The 18661-nt window shown below is 68.9% G+C and carries 17 protein-coding genes and 1 tRNA gene; 6 read left to right on the forward strand and 12 right to left on the reverse strand.

The window, feature by feature from the left end; all coding sequences use genetic code 11:
- Positions 1-90 precede the first annotated feature (90 nt).
- Positions 91-1482, forward strand: coding sequence for a glutamate decarboxylase (gad, locus tag U3653_RS20580; RefSeq protein WP_195078150.1), 1392 nt, complete (start codon positions 91-93; stop codon positions 1480-1482).
- 120 nt (positions 1483-1602) lie between these two features.
- On the opposite strand, the gene U3653_RS20585 is transcribed toward gad, so the two are convergent.
- The 3 genes from U3653_RS20585 to U3653_RS20595 all read right to left on the reverse strand — a co-directional run bounded on the left by U3653_RS20585 (position 1603) and on the right by U3653_RS20595 (position 4988).
- Positions 1603-2304, reverse strand: coding sequence for a DUF2334 domain-containing protein (locus U3653_RS20585; protein ID WP_195078149.1), 702 nt, complete (start codon positions 2302-2304; stop codon positions 1603-1605).
- Between the two features lie 133 nt (positions 2305-2437).
- Positions 2438-4606, reverse strand: a complete 2169-nt coding sequence (locus tag U3653_RS20590; RefSeq protein WP_195078148.1) for a S9 family peptidase — start codon at positions 4604-4606, stop codon at positions 2438-2440.
- Between the two features lie 10 nt (positions 4607-4616).
- On the reverse strand, positions 4617-4988 hold the full coding sequence (locus U3653_RS20595) for a MerR family transcriptional regulator (RefSeq protein WP_195078147.1): 372 nt from the start codon (positions 4986-4988) through the stop codon (positions 4617-4619).
- Between the two features lie 46 nt (positions 4989-5034).
- Here U3653_RS20595 and U3653_RS20600 point away from each other — a divergent pair, with 46 nt between their 5' ends.
- Positions 5035-6123: an alkene reductase gene (locus U3653_RS20600; protein WP_195078146.1), complete on the forward strand. Its 1089-nt coding sequence runs from the start codon at positions 5035-5037 to the stop codon at positions 6121-6123.
- A gap of 227 nt (positions 6124-6350) precedes the next feature.
- Here the strand turns inward: U3653_RS20600 and U3653_RS20605 are convergent, their stop codons facing one another.
- From U3653_RS20605 to U3653_RS20620, 4 genes are all read right to left on the reverse strand, one after another.
- Positions 6351-6773, reverse strand: a complete 423-nt coding sequence (locus tag U3653_RS20605) for an HIT family protein (RefSeq protein WP_195078145.1) — start codon at positions 6771-6773, stop codon at positions 6351-6353.
- A 729-nt stretch (positions 6774-7502) separates the two neighbouring features.
- Positions 7503-8924, reverse strand: a complete 1422-nt coding sequence (gene purB, locus U3653_RS20610) for an adenylosuccinate lyase (protein ID WP_195078144.1) — start codon at positions 8922-8924, stop codon at positions 7503-7505.
- 6 nt (positions 8925-8930) lie between these two features.
- Complete coding sequence (locus tag U3653_RS20615) at positions 8931-9629, reverse strand: TetR/AcrR family transcriptional regulator (RefSeq protein WP_323124119.1); 699 nt, start codon at positions 9627-9629, stop codon at positions 8931-8933.
- 128 nt (positions 9630-9757) lie between these two features.
- Complete coding sequence (locus U3653_RS20620) at positions 9758-10924, reverse strand: pyridoxal phosphate-dependent aminotransferase (protein ID WP_195078143.1); 1167 nt, start codon at positions 10922-10924, stop codon at positions 9758-9760.
- A 53-nt stretch (positions 10925-10977) separates the two neighbouring features.
- Between U3653_RS20620 and U3653_RS20625 the strand changes: the two genes are divergently transcribed.
- On the forward strand, positions 10978-11943 hold the full coding sequence (locus U3653_RS20625; protein WP_195078142.1) for a peptidoglycan DD-metalloendopeptidase family protein: 966 nt from the start codon (positions 10978-10980) through the stop codon (positions 11941-11943).
- A gap of 42 nt (positions 11944-11985) precedes the next feature.
- On the opposite strand, the gene purD is transcribed toward U3653_RS20625, so the two are convergent.
- On the reverse strand, positions 11986-13257 hold the full coding sequence (purD, locus tag U3653_RS20630; RefSeq protein WP_195078141.1) for a phosphoribosylamine--glycine ligase: 1272 nt from the start codon (positions 13255-13257) through the stop codon (positions 11986-11988).
- Between the two features lie 181 nt (positions 13258-13438).
- On the opposite strand from purD, the gene U3653_RS20635 reads away from it, so the two are divergent.
- Together U3653_RS20635 and U3653_RS20640 are read left to right on the forward strand one after the other, a co-directional pair.
- A complete protein-coding gene (locus tag U3653_RS20635) occupies positions 13439-13816 on the forward strand; it encodes a PH domain-containing protein (RefSeq protein WP_067795076.1) in 378 nt (125 codons plus the stop codon).
- A 40-nt stretch (positions 13817-13856) separates the two neighbouring features.
- The gene (locus U3653_RS20640) at positions 13857-14282 is read left to right on the forward strand and encodes an HIT family protein (protein ID WP_195078140.1); all 426 of its coding nucleotides are present in this window, start codon (positions 13857-13859) and stop codon (positions 14280-14282) included.
- Here the strand turns inward: U3653_RS20640 and U3653_RS20645 are convergent.
- From U3653_RS20645 to U3653_RS20660, 4 genes are all read right to left on the reverse strand, one after another.
- Entirely contained in the window at positions 14279-15988 is a 1710-nt protein-coding gene (locus U3653_RS20645) for a glycoside hydrolase domain-containing protein (protein WP_195078139.1), read from the reverse strand. The genes U3653_RS20640 and U3653_RS20645 overlap by 4 nt on opposite strands.
- Before the next feature lie 786 nt (positions 15989-16774).
- Positions 16775-16849, reverse strand: a tRNA-Thr gene (locus U3653_RS20650).
- Between the two features lie 218 nt (positions 16850-17067).
- A complete protein-coding gene (locus tag U3653_RS20655) occupies positions 17068-17307 on the reverse strand; it encodes an MbtH family protein (protein ID WP_067795192.1) in 240 nt (79 codons plus the stop codon).
- Between the two features lie 169 nt (positions 17308-17476).
- The gene (locus U3653_RS20660; RefSeq protein WP_067795070.1) at positions 17477-18295 is read right to left on the reverse strand and encodes an alpha/beta fold hydrolase; all 819 of its coding nucleotides are present in this window, start codon (positions 18293-18295) and stop codon (positions 17477-17479) included.
- A gap of 178 nt (positions 18296-18473) precedes the next feature.
- On the opposite strand from U3653_RS20660, the gene U3653_RS20665 reads away from it, so the two are divergent.
- Positions 18474-18644, forward strand: coding sequence for a hypothetical protein (locus U3653_RS20665; protein ID WP_168434172.1), 171 nt, complete (start codon positions 18474-18476; stop codon positions 18642-18644).
- Positions 18645-18661 lie beyond the last annotated feature (17 nt).

Consider the following 18661-nt stretch of genomic DNA (forward strand, 5'->3'; position numbering starts at 1 on the left):
GTGTGCCAAGCTGAGCGTCGAGGGTGTCGGCAAACTGTCGGCATTCTCGGCAGGCACGCCCGCACACCGTCGAATCGGGAGGCCGTTGACATGTCCGAAGCAGCCGATGACCTGTTCGCCCTGCCGGGGCTCAGCCGGTCCGCGCCGCGGGCCGGATTCCCCGCGCACGAGATGTTCCCGCAGGTCGCCTACGAAATCGTGCACGACGAACTGATGCTCGACGGCGTCTCCAGGATGAACCTGGCCACGTTCTGCACCACCTGGGTGGACGACCAAGCGCGCAGGCTGATGTCCGAGTGCCTGGACAAGAACATCGTGGACAAGGACGAGTACCCGCAGACCGCCGAGCTCGAGCGCAGGGCCGTCCGGATGGTCGCCGATCTGTGGCACGCGCCGGACCCTGCCGCCACGCACGGCACCTCGACCATCGGGTCCAGCGAGGCGGCCATGCTCGGCGGCTTGGCGGCGAAATTCCGCTGGCGCAAGCGCGGCGGCACCGGGACGCCCAACTTCGTCTGCGGGCCGGTTCAGGTGTGCTGGGAGAAGTTCGCGCGCTACTTCGATGTCGAGATCCGCCAGATCCCGCTGCGCGGCGACCGGCTCACCATGCACCCCGACGACCTCGCGGAATTCTGCGACGCGAACACCATGATGGTCGTGCCGACCTTCGGCCAGACCTACACCGGGTTGTTCGAGGACGTCGCCGGGATCAGCGCCGCGCTCGACGCGTTGCAGCGCGACAAAGGCCTGGACATCCCCATCCACGTCGACGCGGCCAGCGGCGGCTTCCTCGCCCCGTTCGCGGCACCGGATCTGGTGTGGGATTTCCGGCTGCCCAGGGTGAAGTCGATCAACGCCTCCGGCCACAAGACCGGGCTGGCCCCGCTCGGCGCGGGCTGGGCGATCTGGCGCGAAGCCGCCGACCTGCCGCGGGAGCTGATCTTCGACGTCGACTACCTCGGCGGCAGCATGGCCACCTTCAACCTCAATTTCTCCAGGCCGGGCGGGCAGGCGATCACGCAGTACTACCAGTTCATCCGGCTGGGGCGCACCGGTTACGCGCGGGTGCAGTCCGCGATCTACCGCGCGGCGCAGCACTTGGCCGCCGGCCTGCGCGGGCTCGGGGTCTTCGAGCTGATCCACGACGGCGATCCGCAGCGCGGCATCACGGCGGTGTGCTGGCGGCTGACCGGCGATCCCGGCTTCAACCTCTACGACCTGTCCGACCGGCTGCGCTCCCGAGGCTGGCTGATCGCCGCCTACCCGCTGCCCGCCGACCGGAACGACGAGACAGTGATGCGCGCGGTGCTGCGCCACGGCTTCACCATCGACATGGCCGACCTGCTGCTCGCCGATCTCGACCGCTGTATGGATCAGCTGCGGCAGCGGCCGTTCGCCACCTCGCTCACCCGTGCGGAGGCCGGCGGCTTCACCCACGACGCGGCGCCCGCCGTGGCGGAGACGACGATCGCCGCGTCCTGATCATGACAGCGCCGCCGCCCGGCTACGCCATTCGCGGGCGGCGGCGCCGATCGGTCGCGCCACAGCGGTCCCGACCGGCCGCGGGCGACGGAGCCGACCCGCCCCCGCCCGCGGCGTCAGTCATGCGGCCCGAGCCGCCCGGAAGGGCTCCCACCGGTAGGTGGCGCCGGTCGCGCCGTGGAACAGGGCGAGGTCGACGGCGTCGAGCATGGCTTGACGCGGGCCGGACCGCCCCAGCTGGGCGGCCGAAACGGCCAGGCGAAGCACGCCGCCGCGACGGGCGGTGCGCGCGGCGCCCATGACCAAGGCGCGGCACCACCACGGTTCCGCGCGGAAGCCTTCGCCGATGCCGTACACCCTCGCCTTCTGCGCCGTGTTGCGCTCCAGGTCGATGATCGAGGTGAGGCCGAGCGCCAACCGGAAACCGGCATCGGGCAGCGCGTCCAGCGCACCCGCCGAGGCATCCCAGCGCGGGGCGGCGAACAGCCGGGTGCGCAGGTCGGCCTGCTCGAGCACCCGGTCGGCGGCGGTCAACCGCAGCCGCGCCTCGTGTCCGGGCAGCGTGGCGAACTCGGCGCGCCGCCGCTTGGTGGCCGCCTGGTCGTAGCCGTGCAGCACGATCGCGTCGCCCCTGGCCCGCCTGCCGCGCAGCCATGCCTGCGTCGCCGGGTCCTCGAGCAGCCGGTATTTGCCCTTCAACCGCGGCGCGACCAGCAGCGAGAGCGGCACGCCGCGCCGATCCATCTGTTCGGCGAATTCGATCGCCAAGTCCCGGGTGGTGTCCCTGATCCCGGAGACCGACACGATCAGCTCAGCGTTCATGACCCCACGGTGCCAGCCGCACGTGTCCGTGATGTGCAGACTGTATGACCAGGTGGCGAACACTGCGCCACAGCTGCGTCGAGCGGTCGCCCCGCGCTCGGCGCGTCGCCGCCACCAGCGGCGCGCCGGTGCGTCACGCGTCGGCGAGACCGACCGTGTCCAGCACCCAGGCGTGCTCGAAGGCCACTTCCCGCCATTTCTCGTAGCGCCCGCTGACCCCGCCGTGGCCCGCGCTCATCTCCGTCTTCAGCAACAGCGGCGCGTCCCCGGTCGCGGTGGCGCGCAGCTTGGCGATCCACTTCGCCGGCTCGACGTAGAGCACGCGGGTGTCGTTCAGGCTGGTGATGGCCAGGATCGCCGGATAGTCCTTGGCCTCGACGTTCTCGTACGGCGAGTAGGACTTCATGTACGCGTAGACGTCCTTGTCGGCCAGGGGGTTACCCCACTCGTCCCACTCGATCACGGTCAGCGGGAGCGACGGATCGAGGATCGAGGTGAGCGGATCGACGAAGGGGACGTTCGCCAGGATGCCCGTGAACAGCTCGGGAGCCAGGTTCGCCACCGCGCCGACCAGCAGGCCGCCCGCGCTGCCGCCGTCGGCGACCATCCGGTCCGGGGCGGTGACCCCGGTGTCGACCAGATGCCGTGCGGCGGCGACGAAGTCGGTGAAGGTGTTCTTCTTGGTGAGCGTCTTGCCGTGCTCGTACCAGAGCCTGCCCATCTCGCCGCCGCCGCGCACGTGCGCGACGGCGAAGACCATGCCGCGATCCAGCAGCGACAATCGGGCAACCGAGAAGGACGGGTCGATGCTCGCCTCGTAGGAGCCGTAGCCGTACAGCAGCAGCGGCTTCGGCCCGTCGGCGGTCGTCTTCTTCCGCACGAGCGAGATCGGGATCCGGGTGCCGTCCTCGGCCACGGCCCAATCCCGGTGCTGCTCGTACTCGTCGGCGTCGTAACCGCCGAGCACCGGCTGTTCTTTGCGCAGCAGCAGCTCTCCGGTGGCGGGAACGTAGTCGAAGACCTGCATCGGGGTGATGAAGGAGGTCAGGCCGATGCGCAAGGTCGGCTGGGCCCACTCCGGGTTGGAGCCGGTGCCGACCGCGAAGAGTTCCAGATCGAAATCGAGTTCGCGCCGCTCGCCGTAGCCGGAGGCGGTCAGCGGCCACACCGCGATCCGGGTGAGCGCCTCGCGCCGGTAGCTGAGCACCAGGTGGTCGCGGAACGCGTCGATGTCCTCGAGCCGCACGTCGTCGCGATGGCCGATCAGCTGGGTGAGGTTCGACGGGTCGTCCACCGGCGCCTCGGCGAGCACGAAGTTCTCCGCCTTGACGCCGTCGACCACGTCGTTGTGCAGGATCAGGAACCGGTCCTGCCCGCCGATCACCGCGTGCTCGGCGGAGTACTCGACGCCCTCGCGGCGCGGCAGCAGTACCCGGAACTCGCCCTCGGGATCGTCGGACTCGAGCACCCAGCCCTCGCTGGTGATCTTGGAGCCGACCCAGATCATCAGGTATTTCTCCGAGCGGGTCGCACCGATGCTCACCCAGTAGCGCTCGTCGGGTTCGTGGAACACCTTGACGTCGGGATCGGTGCTGCCGAGCCGGTGGCGCCACACCGTGTCGGGCCGCCACGACTCGTCCACGGTCTGGTAGAAGACATGGCTACCGTCCAGCGACCAGGTCGCGCCGGGAGCGGTGCCCGCGATCTCGTCGCCGAGCAGTTCGCCGGTGCGCAGATCCTTGAAGCGCAGCACGTAGCGCTCGTCGCCGACGTTGTCCACCGAGTAGGCCAGCAGCGTGCCGTCGTGGCTGATCGAGAACGCGCCGAGCGCGAAGAAGTCGTGTCCCTCGGCCAGCTCGTTGCTGTCGAGCAGCACCTCTTCGCCCGGGACCTCGGTCTCGGCGTCCAGCTGCGGCGGCGTCCACGCGTCGATCCCTTCGGCCTCGGCGTCGATCGGGCACCGGCAGTGCACACCGTATTGCTTGCCCTCGAAGCTGCGCGAGTAGTACCAGTAGTCGCCCAGCCGGGTCGGCACCGACAGATCGGTCTCCTGCGTGCGCGCCTTGATCTCGTCGAAGATCGTCTCGCGCAGCGTGCTCAGGTGCGCGGTCTGCGCCTCGGTGTAGGCGTTCTCCGCCTCGAGGTAGGCGATGACGTCGGGGTTGTCCTTGTCCCGCAGCCACTCGTACTCGTCGACGAACACGTCGCCGTGGTGCACCCGCTCGGTGGGCACCTGCTTGGCGACCGGCGGCGCCACCGCGCCGCTACCGGGTTCGGAGATCGTTCCGCTGTCGAGAGCCATGGCGTCCACCCTACTGTTCGGCCGCCTCGCCGCCCGCCGCACGGATGATGCCGTCGAGCACGTCACCGGTGCGGCGCAGATCGCGCATCGCCTGATCGATCCTGGCTCGTTCCTCGGTGAGCTTTTCCACCAGGAACGGCGTGGCCATGGCGTTGGGCGTGCCGTCGACGTCGTTGATGCACGGCAGCAGTTCCCCGATCGTGTCGCTGTGCAGGCCCGCGGCGAACATCTCCTGGATGCGCAGGACCCGCTCGACCGCCGCCTCCGCGTACTCGCGCTGCCCGCCGGAGGACCGCTGCGAACTCAGCAGGCCCTTGGTCTCGTAGTACCGCAGCGACCGGACGCTCACGCCGGTCCGCTCGGCCAGTTCACCGATCCGCATCTTCACTCCTTGACCTAACATCAATGTCAGGTTTTACGGTACAGCCATGCTGCTTCTGACCGAATACCGCAACCACCCGCTCGACCTGCCCAACCGGATCGTCATGGCGCCCATGACCCGGCTGCGCTCGCTGCCCGACGGGTCCCCGACCAGCGATGTCGCCGACTACTACGCCCAGCGCGCGACCGCGGGACTGATCGTCACCGAGGGCATCTGGCCGCATTCGACCGGCCAGAGCGAAGCGTGGGTGCCGGGCTTGCAGACGCAGGCGCACGTCGCGGCGTGGCGCCGGGTCACCGAGGCGGTGCACGCACGCGGCGGACGGATCTTCGCGCAACTCATGCACGGCGGACGCAAGGGTCACCCGCTCGCCCGGATCGACGGATCCTGGCCGGCCGGACCGTCGGCGGTGCTCGACGACGACCGGGTGCATCTGATCGACGGCGGCAAGGCCGATCCGATCACTCCCGCCGCGCTCGATCGCGCCGGTATCGAGGCCGCGATCGGGCACTACGCCGCCGCCGCGCGCAATGCCGTGGCGGCGGGCTTCGACGGCGTCGAGATCCACGCCGCCAACAGCTATCTGCCGCACCAGTTCCTGGCCGACAACACCAACCTGCGCGACGACGAGTACGGCGGTTCGATCGTCAACCGCATGCGGCTGCCCCTCGCGGTGGTGGACGCGGTGACCGGGGCGATCGGTTCGCACCGCACCGCCATCCGGCTCTCGCCGGGCAATCCCCAGTTCAACATGTACGAAGCCGACCCGGCCCCGCTCTACCGCGCGCTCGTCGCCGAACTGGACGCGCGCGACCTCGCCTACCTGCACCTCACCGACAACGATCGCTACCCCGCGCTGCGCGATCTACGCCCGCGCTGGCACGGCACGCTCATCGCGAATATCGGCGAGAACCGCGAGCCGACCACGGCGGCGGGCGCGGAAGAGGTGCTGCGCGCCGGACACGCCGACTTGGTCTCGTTCGGCAGGTCGTTCATCGCCAATCCCGATCTGGTGCATCGCATCCGGTACGACCTGCCCCTCGCCCCCATTCGCGAGGAGTTCCTGTACGGCCGCACTGCCGAGGGGTACAGCGACTACCCCAACTGGACGGCGGCCCAACTGGTGGGGGACTGACTCGTCGCCAAGTCCTGCGAATACCCGAGAGGCCGAGCCCTCTCGTGGACACCGAGCGGTCGTCACCCGGCTGCCCGGCTTCCAGCGGATCGGAAGATGACGAATGCTCGGCTGTGGCACCGCAGCCGAGCGTTTCGCGGAGGCCCTCTCCGCGATCGACGCCGCCCAGCGCGATGACCGGCGACGACAAACGAGAGCCGACAAGAGCACGCAACCCGGCGGCGAGCTCAGTCGCCCAGCGCGCCCCGGATCGAGGCGGCGAGGTAGTCCAGATCCTCCCGCCGCGGACTGGTCGGGCGGCCGCGCAAACCGAACCCGTCGCCCGGCGTACGCGGGATGACGTGCAGGTGCACGTGGAAGACCTCCTGCCCGGCCGTCACCCCGTCCGCCAGAAAGAAATTCACCCCGTCGCAGCCGACCTCGCTGGTCCGCAACGCCGCCGCCAACCGCTGCCCCACCTGGAACAGCTTCCCCCCGACCTCCGGATCCAGCTCCGCCAGACTGCGCGCCGCCACCTTCGGCACCACCAGCAGATGCCCCGGCGTCATCGGCCGAATGTCCATGAACGCCAGGACATCGTCATCCTCATAGACCTTGCTCGACGGCGCCCGCCCGGCAACGATATCGGCGAAAATCGTGTAGGGATTCACGACCGGCAGCCTATGCGGTCTCCGGTCGCGGCGATGCCGGGTAATGGATAGCCCGGACACCACCGGTGCGGTACCATCGAATCAGCTCCTGGCAGTAGCTGGGAGAAGTGGACCCGGCTCCTCTCCGGACGGTGAGCAGTCGGGTTTCGCGCTATCTGGAGTGGTTGTCGACATCGATGACGTCGACAACCAAGGAAGCCACCAGTGGCCGCCAAACCCCACCGGCGCCGAACGCCCCAGGCTACGGCGTCAGGCCACCATAGTCCCGGCTCAGTGTGCGGCGGCAGATGCAGGTACGGCAGTTCCGCCGAAGCCTTACGAAGCGCTGCGGCGATGCAATTGCGATCGCGATGGTCCAGGCTCTCGCGCGATTCGATAACCAACCGCTCAGCCTGCAGATCCACCAGATAGGTGACCAATCGAGCCATACATTCGTCGCGAACGCGCACCTCAGCGCCTTTCCCGACGAAGACCGCGACGCGCACGCCTTCACATCGGGCCATCGTGGCGAGGATCTGCCGACGTCGTTGGTCCGGCTCCTTCGCGAAATGCCACCGGCGCTGGCCGGGCAAACCACAGACCGCGGACCACCGCTCGTGCGTGCTCGAGCAGCTGGGCGGGCGGTCGCGGCGAATCGACTCGTCCACGAAGGCGTGAATGGGCACCGGGGGACGATACCGGCCACCAGTCGAGCCGACGAACGATTTGGCCGCGAAAGGCGCAGTCCCCCTACAGGATCGGCGACGGTGAATACCTGGCCGCGTCCGGGTAGCGGTCGACGAGTTTCTGCACCTGGCCGATGACGTCGGCGACCTGGGACTCCGCCGCGCCGACGAAGGCGGACTTGTCCGACAGCGCCGCGTCGAGGGCGGGGCGGTCCAGGGGAAGGCGCGGGTCGGCGGCGAGGCGGTCGAGCAAGTCGGGTTCGCGTCCCTGCTCGCGCATCGCGAGGGCGACCGCGACGGAGTGCTCCTTGATCACCTCGTGCGCGGTTTCACGGCCGACACCGGTCCGGACGGCCGCCATCAGGATGCGGGTGGTGGCGAGGAACGGCAGGTACCGGTCCAGTTCGCGGGCGATCACCGCCGGGTAGGCGCCGAACTCGGCCAGCACGGTGAGGAAGGTCTCCATCATCCCGTCGATGGCGAAGAACGCGTCCGGCAGCGCGACACGGCGAACCACCGAGCAGAACACGTCGCCCTCGTTCCACTGCGCGCCCGCCAGCTCGGCCGCCATCGAGGCGTAACCGCGCAGCACCACCTGCAAGCCGTTGACGCGTTCGCAGGAGCGGGTGTTCATCTTGTGCGGCATCGCCGAGCTGCCCACCTGGCCGGGCTGAAAACCCTCGGTGACCAGCTCGTGCCCGGCCATCAGCCGGATGGTGTGCGCGAACGAGGACGGACCTGCGCCCACCTGCACCAGCGTGGACAGCACATCGTGATCCAGCGAGCGCGGGTAGACCTGGCCGACGCTGGTGAGCACGGTCGCGAAACCGAGATGCCGGGCCACCTGCTGCTCCAGCCGGGCGAGCTTGGCCGGGTCGCCGCCGAGCAGGTCGAGCATGTCCTGCGCGGTGCCCATCGGGCCTTTGATCCCGCGCAGCGGGTAACGCTCGATCAGTTCACGCAGCCGGGTGAGCGCGATCAGCAATTCGTCGGCCGCGGAGGCGAACCGCTTGCCCAGCGTGGTGGCCTGCGCGGCGACATTGTGCGAGCGGCCCGCCATCACCAGCGCCTGGTATTCGGCGGCGCGCTCGGCCAGTCGCGCGGCGATCGCCACGCCGTGCGCGTGCACGTGCTCGAGCGAGAGCCGGATCTGCAGCTGCTCCACGTTCTCGGTGAGGTCGCGGCTGGTCATGCCCTTGTGCACGTGCTCGTGCCCGGCCAGCGCGTTGAACTCCTCGATGCGCGCCTTCACATCGTGTCGGGTCACCCGCTCGCGTTCGGCGATGGAGGACAGGTCCACCTCGTCGAGCACGCGCTCGTAGTCGGCGATGACCCCCTCCGGCACCTCGACGCCCAGCTCCGCCTGCGCCCGCAGCACCTCCAGCCACAGCCGTCGCTCCAGTACGACCTTGTGCTCCGGCGACCACAGGTGCACCAGCTCCGGGCTGGCGTAACGGGTGGCGAGGACATTGGGGACGATGCTCACGTCCGGTCAGTCTAGTGCTCGGTAACGATCCACTTGCTGGGGCGTGGCACGGACGGGACCGTCCGTGCCCGCGTAGGCCGCCGCCTCCGGGGCCGCCGACCGCGCGGGCGGGGCCACGATGTCGATCACTTCCAGCAGCGCGCCGCGGGCCATCCGCCGCGGTTCCGGGTCCATCTCGGTGAGCGCGGCGACCACGGCTCCGTCCACCACCGCGACCAGCCGGCGCAGCTGTTCCGGCCGCACCATCCGGTCGGATCGACGCAGCACGTCGGCCAGCAGCTCGTCCAGCTGGGCGCGCAGCCGTAGCTGGACTTCGCGCAGCTCAGGGTGCCGCGCCGATGCGACCGAACGCTCGTAGCGTGCGATGAGTTGCCCGCGCGCGCCTTCGTCGGCCCCGTCGCTGCCCACCAGAAGGTCGAGCACCAGGTCGACGGTGGCCTCCGCGCCGCGGCGGCGGTGGCTCACCTCGCCGACCCGCCTGCGCATCGCGTCCAGCTCGGCATTGCCGCTGAACTCGACGGCCCGAGCGATGAGGTCGTCCAAGGATTCGAAATAGTAGGTGGTCGACGCCAGAGGCAGATCAGCGCGCGTCGCAACCGAACGATGCCGCACCGCCTCGAAACCGCCTTCGAGCAACAGCTCGGCAGCGGCGGCTATCAAAGCCTGGCGACGCCGTTCGCCTTTCGGGGTCGTCGCGGTGATCACCGTGCCATCGTGCCAGTCGTCATCAGTTCTTCCAGGGGAAATCAGCGAGGAAAAGCAACCATCGTTGTTTTACCGCATCCGCGCGGCCAGGGTGCCGAACTGCGAAAAGTTCTTGCCGGACAGGGCTTTCAGACGCCTAGATAGTGCCCTAGACGCAGCAGCGCCGCCTCGATGTCGGCGGTGGCTCCGGCAAACGAGAAACGAACCGTCCGGTGTCCGTTGACGGTGTCGAAATCCACCCCCGGAGCGAGCGCGACGCCGGTGTGGTTCAGCACGTCGGCGCACCAGGCGCGGGAGTCGTCAGTGAGGTGGCCGATATCGGCGTAGGCGTAAAAGGCGCCGTCGGCGGGGGCGAGGTCGGTGATGCCCAGTTTCGGCAGGCCGTCCAGCAGCAACCGCCGGTTCTCCGCGTACCGGCGCACGTGCCCGTCGAGTTCTTCCTTGGCCTCAGCGCCGAACGCGTGCAGCGCCGCGTACTGCGAGATCGCCGGCGGGCACACGGTCAGGTTGGAGGCCAGCCGTTGCAGCGCGGGGCGCAGGCCGCTCGGCACCAGCATCCAGCCCAGCCGCCAGCCCGTCATGGAGAAGTATTTGGAGACCGAGCCGATCACCACCGCTTCCCGCGAGGTCTCCCAGGCCGACGAGGTGGCGCTGTCGGGGCCCGTGTCGTAGGTGATGCCGTGGTAGATCTCGTCGGAGATCAGCAGCGTGCCGTGCTCCTCGCACCAGCGGGCCAGCGCGGCGAGCTCCGCCGGGGCGATCATGGTGCCGGTGGGGTTGGCGGGGCTGGCCACCACCAGGCCGGCGGGCGGCTCGGGAAGCGCCTCGAGCATGGCGACGGTGGGCTGGAACCTGGTCTGCGCGCCGCAGTCGAGTTCCAGCACGCGGCAGCCGAGCGCGGCGAGGGTGTTGCGGTAGGCCGGATACCCGGGACGCGCCACCACGACGGTGTCGCCCGGGTCGAACGCGGCGAGGAAGATCAGCGAGAACGCGCCGGACGAGCCGGTGGTCACGACCACGTCGTCCGGGTGGACCTGGTAACCGTAGGTTTCCCGATGGTGTTGTGCGATCGCTTCCCGAATCGCCAGAATGCCGAAAGTCTCCGTGTAACCGAGCAATTCGGACCCGATGGCCAGTTGAGTCGCGCGCAGGACGGGCGCGGGCGCAGGCGTCGACGGCTGCCCCGCCGCGAGCACGAGCACATCGCCGTGGGTCCGGGCGCGTTCCGCGGCGGCTTTCCACACATCCATCACGTAGAAAGGTGGAATGGTCGACCGGCGAGATTCTCTGGACACTCGACAGACGGTAGAGCACGCTTCGCCGCACAGTCGCGGTTATGGTCTACCCGATGCTCGATAAGTCTCGACGAGACGGACTCGACCGAGTGCGCGGAGTGGCCGGTATCGGCGTCATTCCGCGCGATTGGCGTGCGGGCTTGCCGCGCCGGTCCCGGCGGCGGCTTTTCGGCGATGGCGGCCGGTTCGATCCGCGCCGGCTGCGGGCCTGGTGGCAGCGCAGGCCGGACCCGCGCGACCTGTGGCGGCGCAAACCCACCGGCGATGAGTTGCTGGCGCTGGCGCGCAAGCACAAGGTGCTGCTGGGCGGGCTCGCGGCGACCGCGATGTTCGCCGCGGGCGACATGTCCTTCGCCGGGACGGTCACCGATCGCACGCCCGCACCGGACCGCGCCCAGCGCGTCGCCGTCGCCTATCCCCCGCAGATGCAGAACACCCCGCCTTCGGTGACCAGGTTGCTGAACGCGATCGCCAACGGTGAGCGGCTGCGCGAGCAGGCGGTGGTCGCGGCCGCAGCGCGCGCGACGCTCGAACGCGCGAAGGCCGAGGCGGCCGCCGCCGTGGCCGGTGAGCGGCAGCCGTGGATGACCGGAACCGCGCCGGTGCAGCCCGGGGCGACGCTGCCGGGCGGCCACGGCTTCGCGCTGCCCGCCCACGGCGTCTTCACCTCCGGCTTCGGGTCACGCTGGGGAACGTTCCACAACGGCATCGACATCGCGGGCCCGATCGGCACCCCGATCTACGCGGTCGCCGACGGCACCGTCATCGACGCCGGACCGGCGCAGGGCTTCGGCCTGTGGGTGCGGATCCGCCACGACGACGGCAGCATCACCGTCTACGGGCACATGTACGACTTCTTCGTCTCGGTCGGCGAGCGGGTGCCAGCGGGCATGCAGATCGCCCGCATGGGCAACCGCGGCGACTCGACCGGGCCGCACCTGCACTTCGAGGTGATCGCCGGCGGACAACACGTCGACCCGCAGCAATGGCTGGCGGTGCGCGGACTCACGTTCGGCTGAGCCCGCGACGCGCCGGGCGGCTCAGGGGAATCGAGCCGCGGCTCAGACCTCGATGCGGTTCTCCACGGCGGCCAGGCCGATGTCGGTGCGGTAGTGGCTGCCGGGCAGTTTGATCGCGGCGATGCGGTCGTAGGCGCGGGCGCGGGCTTCGGCGAGGTCGGCGCCGACGCCCACTACGTTCAGCACCCGTCCGCCCGCGGAGACCAGCGCGCCGTCCTCGCGCTGCGCGGTGCCCGCGTGCAGCACCGTGGCGTTCTCGTCGGACGCGCCCTCGCCAGCGCCGGAGATCGCGTCGCCGAGACGCGGACGCCCCGGGTAGTTCTCCGCGGCGAGCACCACGGTGATGGCGGAGCCGTCGCGCCAGCGCGGCGGGGCCACCTGTGCCAGCGTGCCGGTGGCGGTGGCGTACAGCAGCTCGCCGAGCGGGCTGTCCAGCAACGCCAGCACCGCCTGCGTCTCGGGATCGCCGAAGCGGCAATTGAATTCGACCACGGCGGGGCCGGCCGCGCCGATCGCCAGCCCGGCGTAGAGCAGGCCGGAGAAGCCGCTGCCGCGCCGCACCAGCTCGGCGGCAACGGGTTTCACCACGTCGTCGACGATCGCGGTGACGGTCTGCTCGGGCAGCCACGGCAGCGGCGTGTAGGCGCCCATGCCGCCGGTGTTGGGTCCGGTGTCACCGTCACCGACGCGCTTGTGATCCTGCGCGGGCAGCAGCGGAACCACCGTCTCGCCGTCGACCAGGCAGAACAGCGAGACTTCCGGTCCGTCCAAGAACGACTCCAGCAGCACCGGGTGGCCCTGCTCCAGCAGTTCGGCCCCGTGCTCGCGCGCCGCCGAGCGGTCGGCGGTCACCACCACGCCCTTGCCCGCGGCGAGTCCGTCGTCCTTCACCACCCAGGTGGGACCGAAGCGGTCGAGCGCGTCGTCCAGCTCGGCCGGGTTGTCCACCACTTCGCTGTGCGCGGTGCGCACGCCCGCCGCCGACATGACGTCCTTGGCGAAGGCTTTGGAGCCCTCGATCCGGGCGGCCGCGGCCGACGGTCCGAAGCACGGGATGCCCGCCACGCGCAGCGCGTCGGCGACGCCGAGCACCAGCGGGACTTCCGGGCCGATCACCACCAGGTCGGCATCCACCTCCGTGGCCAGCGCGACCACGTCCTCGGCGGCACACGGGTCGACCGGGCGAACCTGCGCGTGCTGCGCGATCCCGGCATTGCCTGGAGCGGCGAACAGCGCGGTCACCGCGGGGTCCCGGCGCAGGGCCAGGACGAGGGCATGTTCACGGGCTCCGGAACCGATGACGAGTACACGCACGGCAGACAGCCTAAACGAGCCGTTCGGCGGGATCGCCGCTGCCGGTGCGCGCGGAGGGGATGATGAAAGGGGACAACGGATGTGGGACGGCACCCGGCCCGCACCGACCACTGTGTCCTTTTCCGGCATGAGCGGGGGCCTGACCACTCGTGCCTCCGGAGCACCCGAAGGAAGTGCTGAAATGGGTCTGATCGACGGACTGATGGGCAACGCCGGCCGGATCGATCCGGGGCAGGCGCAACAGGAGTACGCCAAGCTCCTCGGCAACGGCGAACAGGTCTACGCGGCGTACCTGCTGGTCCGCGACGCGATGCTGTTCACGAACCGCCGCCTGATCCTCATCGACAAGCAGGGCGTCACCGGCCGCAAGGTGAGCTATCACAGCGTTCCCTATCGCGCGATCACCCACTTCTCGGTGGAGACGGCAGGCACCTTCGATCTGGACGCGGAGCTGGCCATCTGGATCTCGGGCAGCGACGAGCCGCTGCTGAAGCGGTTCAACCGGCAGGTGGACATCTACGAGGTGCAGGGCATCCTGTCGCACTTCGTCGCGGTATAGCGCGGGGCGCCTGCCGCGACTCGGGGCTACGCTGCGGGACATGGCTTCTGTCTTCAGCGCGATCATCGCCGGTCAGCTCCCGGGCCGTTTCGTCTGGGAGGACGACGAGTTCGTCGGTTTCCTCACCATCGCCCCGGTCACTCCCGGTCACACCCTCGTGGTGCCCCGCAAGGAGATCGACCAGTGGCAGGACATCGACGCGGGCACCTTCGCCCGGCTGACCGCCGTCGCCCAGAAGATCGGCCAGGCCGTGCGCGCGGCCTGGGACGCGCCGCGCGCCGGTCTGCTCATCGCCGGTCTGGAAGTGCCGCACCTGCACGTGCACGTGTTCCCGGCCTTCTCGCTGGGTGATTTCGACATCTCCGGCGCCGACCCGAACCCGAGCCCCGAGTCGCTGGACGAGGCGCAGGCCAAGATCAAGCAGGCGCTGCGCGATCTCGGCTACGGCGAAAACGTGCCCGCCTAACTCGCCACGTCGTGCAGGGGTGTGTCGACTCCGCCGACCGCGACCGTGGCCAGGGTCTGGCTGGGGGTCCAGTAGATCCGGCCGTGCTCGAAGTCCTGGTAGGTCCCGGTGTCCCAGGGGATTTCGTCGGTGGCCGGCCAGCCGAGCGGTCCGTTCTCGTAACCCGAGCGGTTCCAGCGGTCGCGGATCGCGCCGTGCACCCAGCACACGTTGTCGCTCGATTGCCGCCGATAGAGCGCTCCGCCCTGGAAACCCTGCACCTCACCCGTCGGCTGACCGTCCGGCCCGTGCGTCACGGTGCGGTCGGTGATCGGATACCCGAGCGGGCCCGCCTCCCAGCCCATCGCCTCGAACTTTCCCCACAGCGTTTCCGGGATGGCGTGCGCGCCGGTATCCGGATGCCAGTAGATGTAGCCGTGTTCGAACTGGGCGAAGCGTCCCGCGCCGTCGGGCGTCGTGATCTCCCCCTGCGTGATCCGCCGGCCGAGCCACGGATTCGCCGCCGCGCAATCGTTGATCGCGTTCGGCTCCGACCCGCTCGGCTCGCCGGTGGCGAAGCCGCGCACATCGTCGGCGAACACGTCCCAGGGGAAATTCGGTCCCACGTCGGTGTGCGTGCCGATGCCGAGGCACTCGGTGACGTACTTGTGGTCGGAGATGCCCTGACGCCGCTGGTAGGGCGGTGCGATGACATACGTGTCGAACCCGTACTTGCGCGCGTCCTGCACCGCGAGCCACGCCGCGATGCGGATGTCGTCGCGGATGCGCAGCCAGTCGTCCCGGCTCCACGCGACGCGGCTGCCAGCGAAACAGAGATTGATGGTGAACGAGTTCGCGTCCAGCACCGACCAACTGGCCAGGTCGGTGTCGACCACGTCGACCACCACGCGGTCGCGGACGGTGTAGTGGTAGCTCACCCCGTTCGCCGGATTGTTGAGGTAGTTGGCCAGGCTCTCCGCCGTTCCATTGCCTTCCTGGGTGTGCAGCAGGAAGTTCTCCACGCGGGCGCCGTGGCGGCTGGACGCGGAGTCGCCCATCCGGTCCAATTCGATGTAGTCGGGCTTTTGCATTGTGCCCCCTGAATTCGGCGCCTTCGACCATTGGCCGTAGTCGTCGGCGAGAACTTTGTCGATATCCACCACGACACCGCCGACCCGGTCGGCGTCGATGCGGATCTGATGCAGGTGCGCGGCGGGATGGTCGCCGTTGATCGAGGGATCGCCGGACCAGTTGTGTTGCCAGAACCAGCTGGCGACGCCGTCCTCCAGCGCCCAGTCGATGCATCGGGCATTGCCGTACATGCCGGTCCATTCCAGACCGACCACCGACGCCCAGCCTCGGAGAAACGGCGCGATCAGCGAATTCCATTCCGCCAGCGTCGGATTTGCGTCGACCGGGGCATACAGCGGGCGCGAGCGCGGCCCACCGGCCGCGCGGTGATAATCGAGCGCGATCCGCGCGTGGTGCACCCCCGCGTCGTAACCGCCTTTCCAGTCCGACGTCTCGCCCTTGCCGTACTGGTAATTGGTCACTATCTCGAGCCCGATGGCACGCAATCGGTCGCAGTATTCCCGCCGCAGCGGCTTCGCACCGAAATTCGTCCCGGGCCGGGAATCGCTGAAGTAGCCGATGACGCCCGCGTATCCGGCGTCTTTGATCGCTTGCGGCTCGATGAGCGCGGCGGAGAAGTCGATCAGCTCAGTCATCGCGCGCCCCCTGGATGGTACGAGACCGCGCAACGGCCGGCGGCAACGCGTTGTATTCGTACATCTCAGTAACTTTCGACAGATGGAGAACCCGGTACAGCTAGAGTCACCCGAATGTGCGCGAAGTATGCCGCCATGCTCTATTTGTGGCCCATCCGGTGTTTGCGCGTGATCTGAACATGCCTATCCCGAGAAATGTTTGCGCACACCAGACTACAAACAGACTCGTAGCCGGAAACATGCTCGTCGGTCGGTGCTCAGATGTGCTGCCCGTTCGCTACCAACCACCGAACTGGTCGGCCGCTTTCCCAGCCCGGCCGCGACGGGACCACGAGGACGAATTCTCCGACATATGCGCTGAATTGGATCGGCGCGTTCGACGACACGTCCCACTTCGGAACAGTTGTCCCGGTGGCAGCACCGCAGCCCACGAATTCCGCAACGAAAAGCACAGGCGGTGTGCTCGCTCCGCGTCGGCCCTCGCCCGCCCGCTCGTCACGCGATCCCGCAGATCCGCTCGAAGGCTGCCGACCCGACCGCATCGTCCAGCCGAACCCGAGCGAGGCCACAACTGACGGCGACTACGAAGAACCACACCGGGGCACCCACCGAATGAAGCGGCACCCTCTCGATCAGAGACCCCGAACACCCGGCACGGCCTCTACCACTGAGCCACAGCCGCGCAGCGACTGGATGGAGCCCCCTGTCAGGATTGAACTGACGACCGCTCGCTTACAACACCGGGCACGGCCTCTACCACTGAGCTACAGCCGCGCAGCGACTGGATGGAGCCCCCTGTCAGGATTGAACTGACGACCGCTCGCTTACAAGGCGAGTGCTCTACCACTGAGCTAAGGAGGCGGGAAAGCGGTTGTCATCATAGCCCGGCACGCCGTCCGCATCACAACGGATTCGCGTTCGGCACCGAACGCGGCCCACCGGCCCGACAACCGCTTTCGGCTCACAGCCGAGTGACCGCCGCGTCCGCGACGAAGTCGCGAGCGGCGGCCACTCGGACGTGAGCCATCAGGGGGCCGCGAACACGCCGCGCCGGAGCGCGGCAGATCGAGCGCTGCCGATCAGACCGAGCCCTGCCGAGCCGCGTCGTCCGCGGCCATGGCGTCGCGCAGGCTCTTCGGACGCATGTCGGTCCAGTTCTTCTCCACGTACTCGACGCAGGCGGCGCGGCTGTCCTCACCGAACACGACTCGCCATCCGGCCGGAACCTCTGCGAAGGCGGGCCACAGGGAATGCTGTTCCTCGTCGTTGACCAGGACGAAGAAGCGGCCGTCTTCATCATCGAAGGGGTTGGTGCTCAATTTCACCTCACTGGATACTGGCGCTATGTACGGGATCGCTCCTGGTTCGCACGGTGCCGGGTTGCTGCCAACCCCTGGCGCCGAGAGACCCCGAGCGTTGTTTCGACACTAGCAAGCAAGACGTTACGCCTGGGCGGTTACCTATGCTGGGACCTCGGCCGACTCGCGATCAGGCCGCGAAGAAGTCCAGGAGAATCTTGTTCACCGCTTCCGGCCGCTCCAAATATCCGAAATGCCCGGCATCCGGTACCTCTTGGTACCGCGCACCCGGAATGACCTCGGCGATCTCCCTGGACAGATACGGCGGAATCATCCGGTCGTCGGCGAATCCGACCGAAAGACATGGCACCCGGATCGCCCGGTAGGCCTGCACCCGGTCGAAATCGTGATCCATCCTGCGCTGGGCGCGAATGCCCGGCGAGACCGGCCCTCCGGTGAACTCGAACAGGTCGAGCCAGTCGCGCGCGGCGTTCGGCTCGGCCATGGTCGCCGGCGAGAGATTCATGACCGCGGTGATCGCCGCCTCGTATTTCGGCGGCAGTTTCACCCCGCTCGCGTCGAGTTCGTGTTCACCGAGCGACAGCGTCTTCTGGAACTGGTCCAGCCGCCCGTGCCCGGCCATGAACACGGCCTTGCGGACCAGGTCGGGGCGGGCCAGCGCCAGCTCCTGCGCCACGCGCGCCCCCATCGAGGTGCCCACCACCAGCGCCGGGCCCTCGTCCAGGAACTCGATCAGCGCGGCGGTGTCGGCGACCAGGTCGTCGATGGTCATGCCGGACGCGGCCTCGAACGACGGCGCGATCCCGCGGTTGTCGAAGGTGCACACCCGGTAGCCTGCCGCGACCAGCGCGGGCACCTGGTGCAGCTCCCACACCCGGCCGGGACTGCCGGTGCCCATGATCATGACCACCAGCGGCGCCGATCCCTTGGCGCGGTCACCCTTCACCTGATAGTTGAGGGAAATCCCGTTCACCGTGGCCAGCGGCATATCGACCCTTTCGTGGAGTTGGTGCTGCGCTCCCCACGGTATAGGGACCAGCGCGGAAGGTGCGCGGACCGGGGGTCGTGGCGCGCTCGCGCCAACGCCGCGGCAAGCGCACCTCCCAGCGTCGCATACCATTGATTTTTCGCAGGGTAAGTGCGCACTGAGCCGGGAGGACTTGACGATGGCCGTGAAGGGCAGCGCCAACGACATTGCGGACGACGATCTGGAACCGCTCGCCGACGAAACCGCGCGTCAGGCGCAGCGGGTGGTCGCGGCCTACGCCGAAGACGCGGACGAATGCCGGATGTTGTTGTCCATGCTGGGTATTGGACCGAACGCTCGGGGCGAATAACCTCGTTCTCGACGCCA

Source organism: Nocardia implantans, from assembly GCF_035544775.1.
Lineage (GTDB): Bacteria > Actinomycetota > Actinomycetes > Mycobacteriales > Mycobacteriaceae > Nocardia > Nocardia implantans.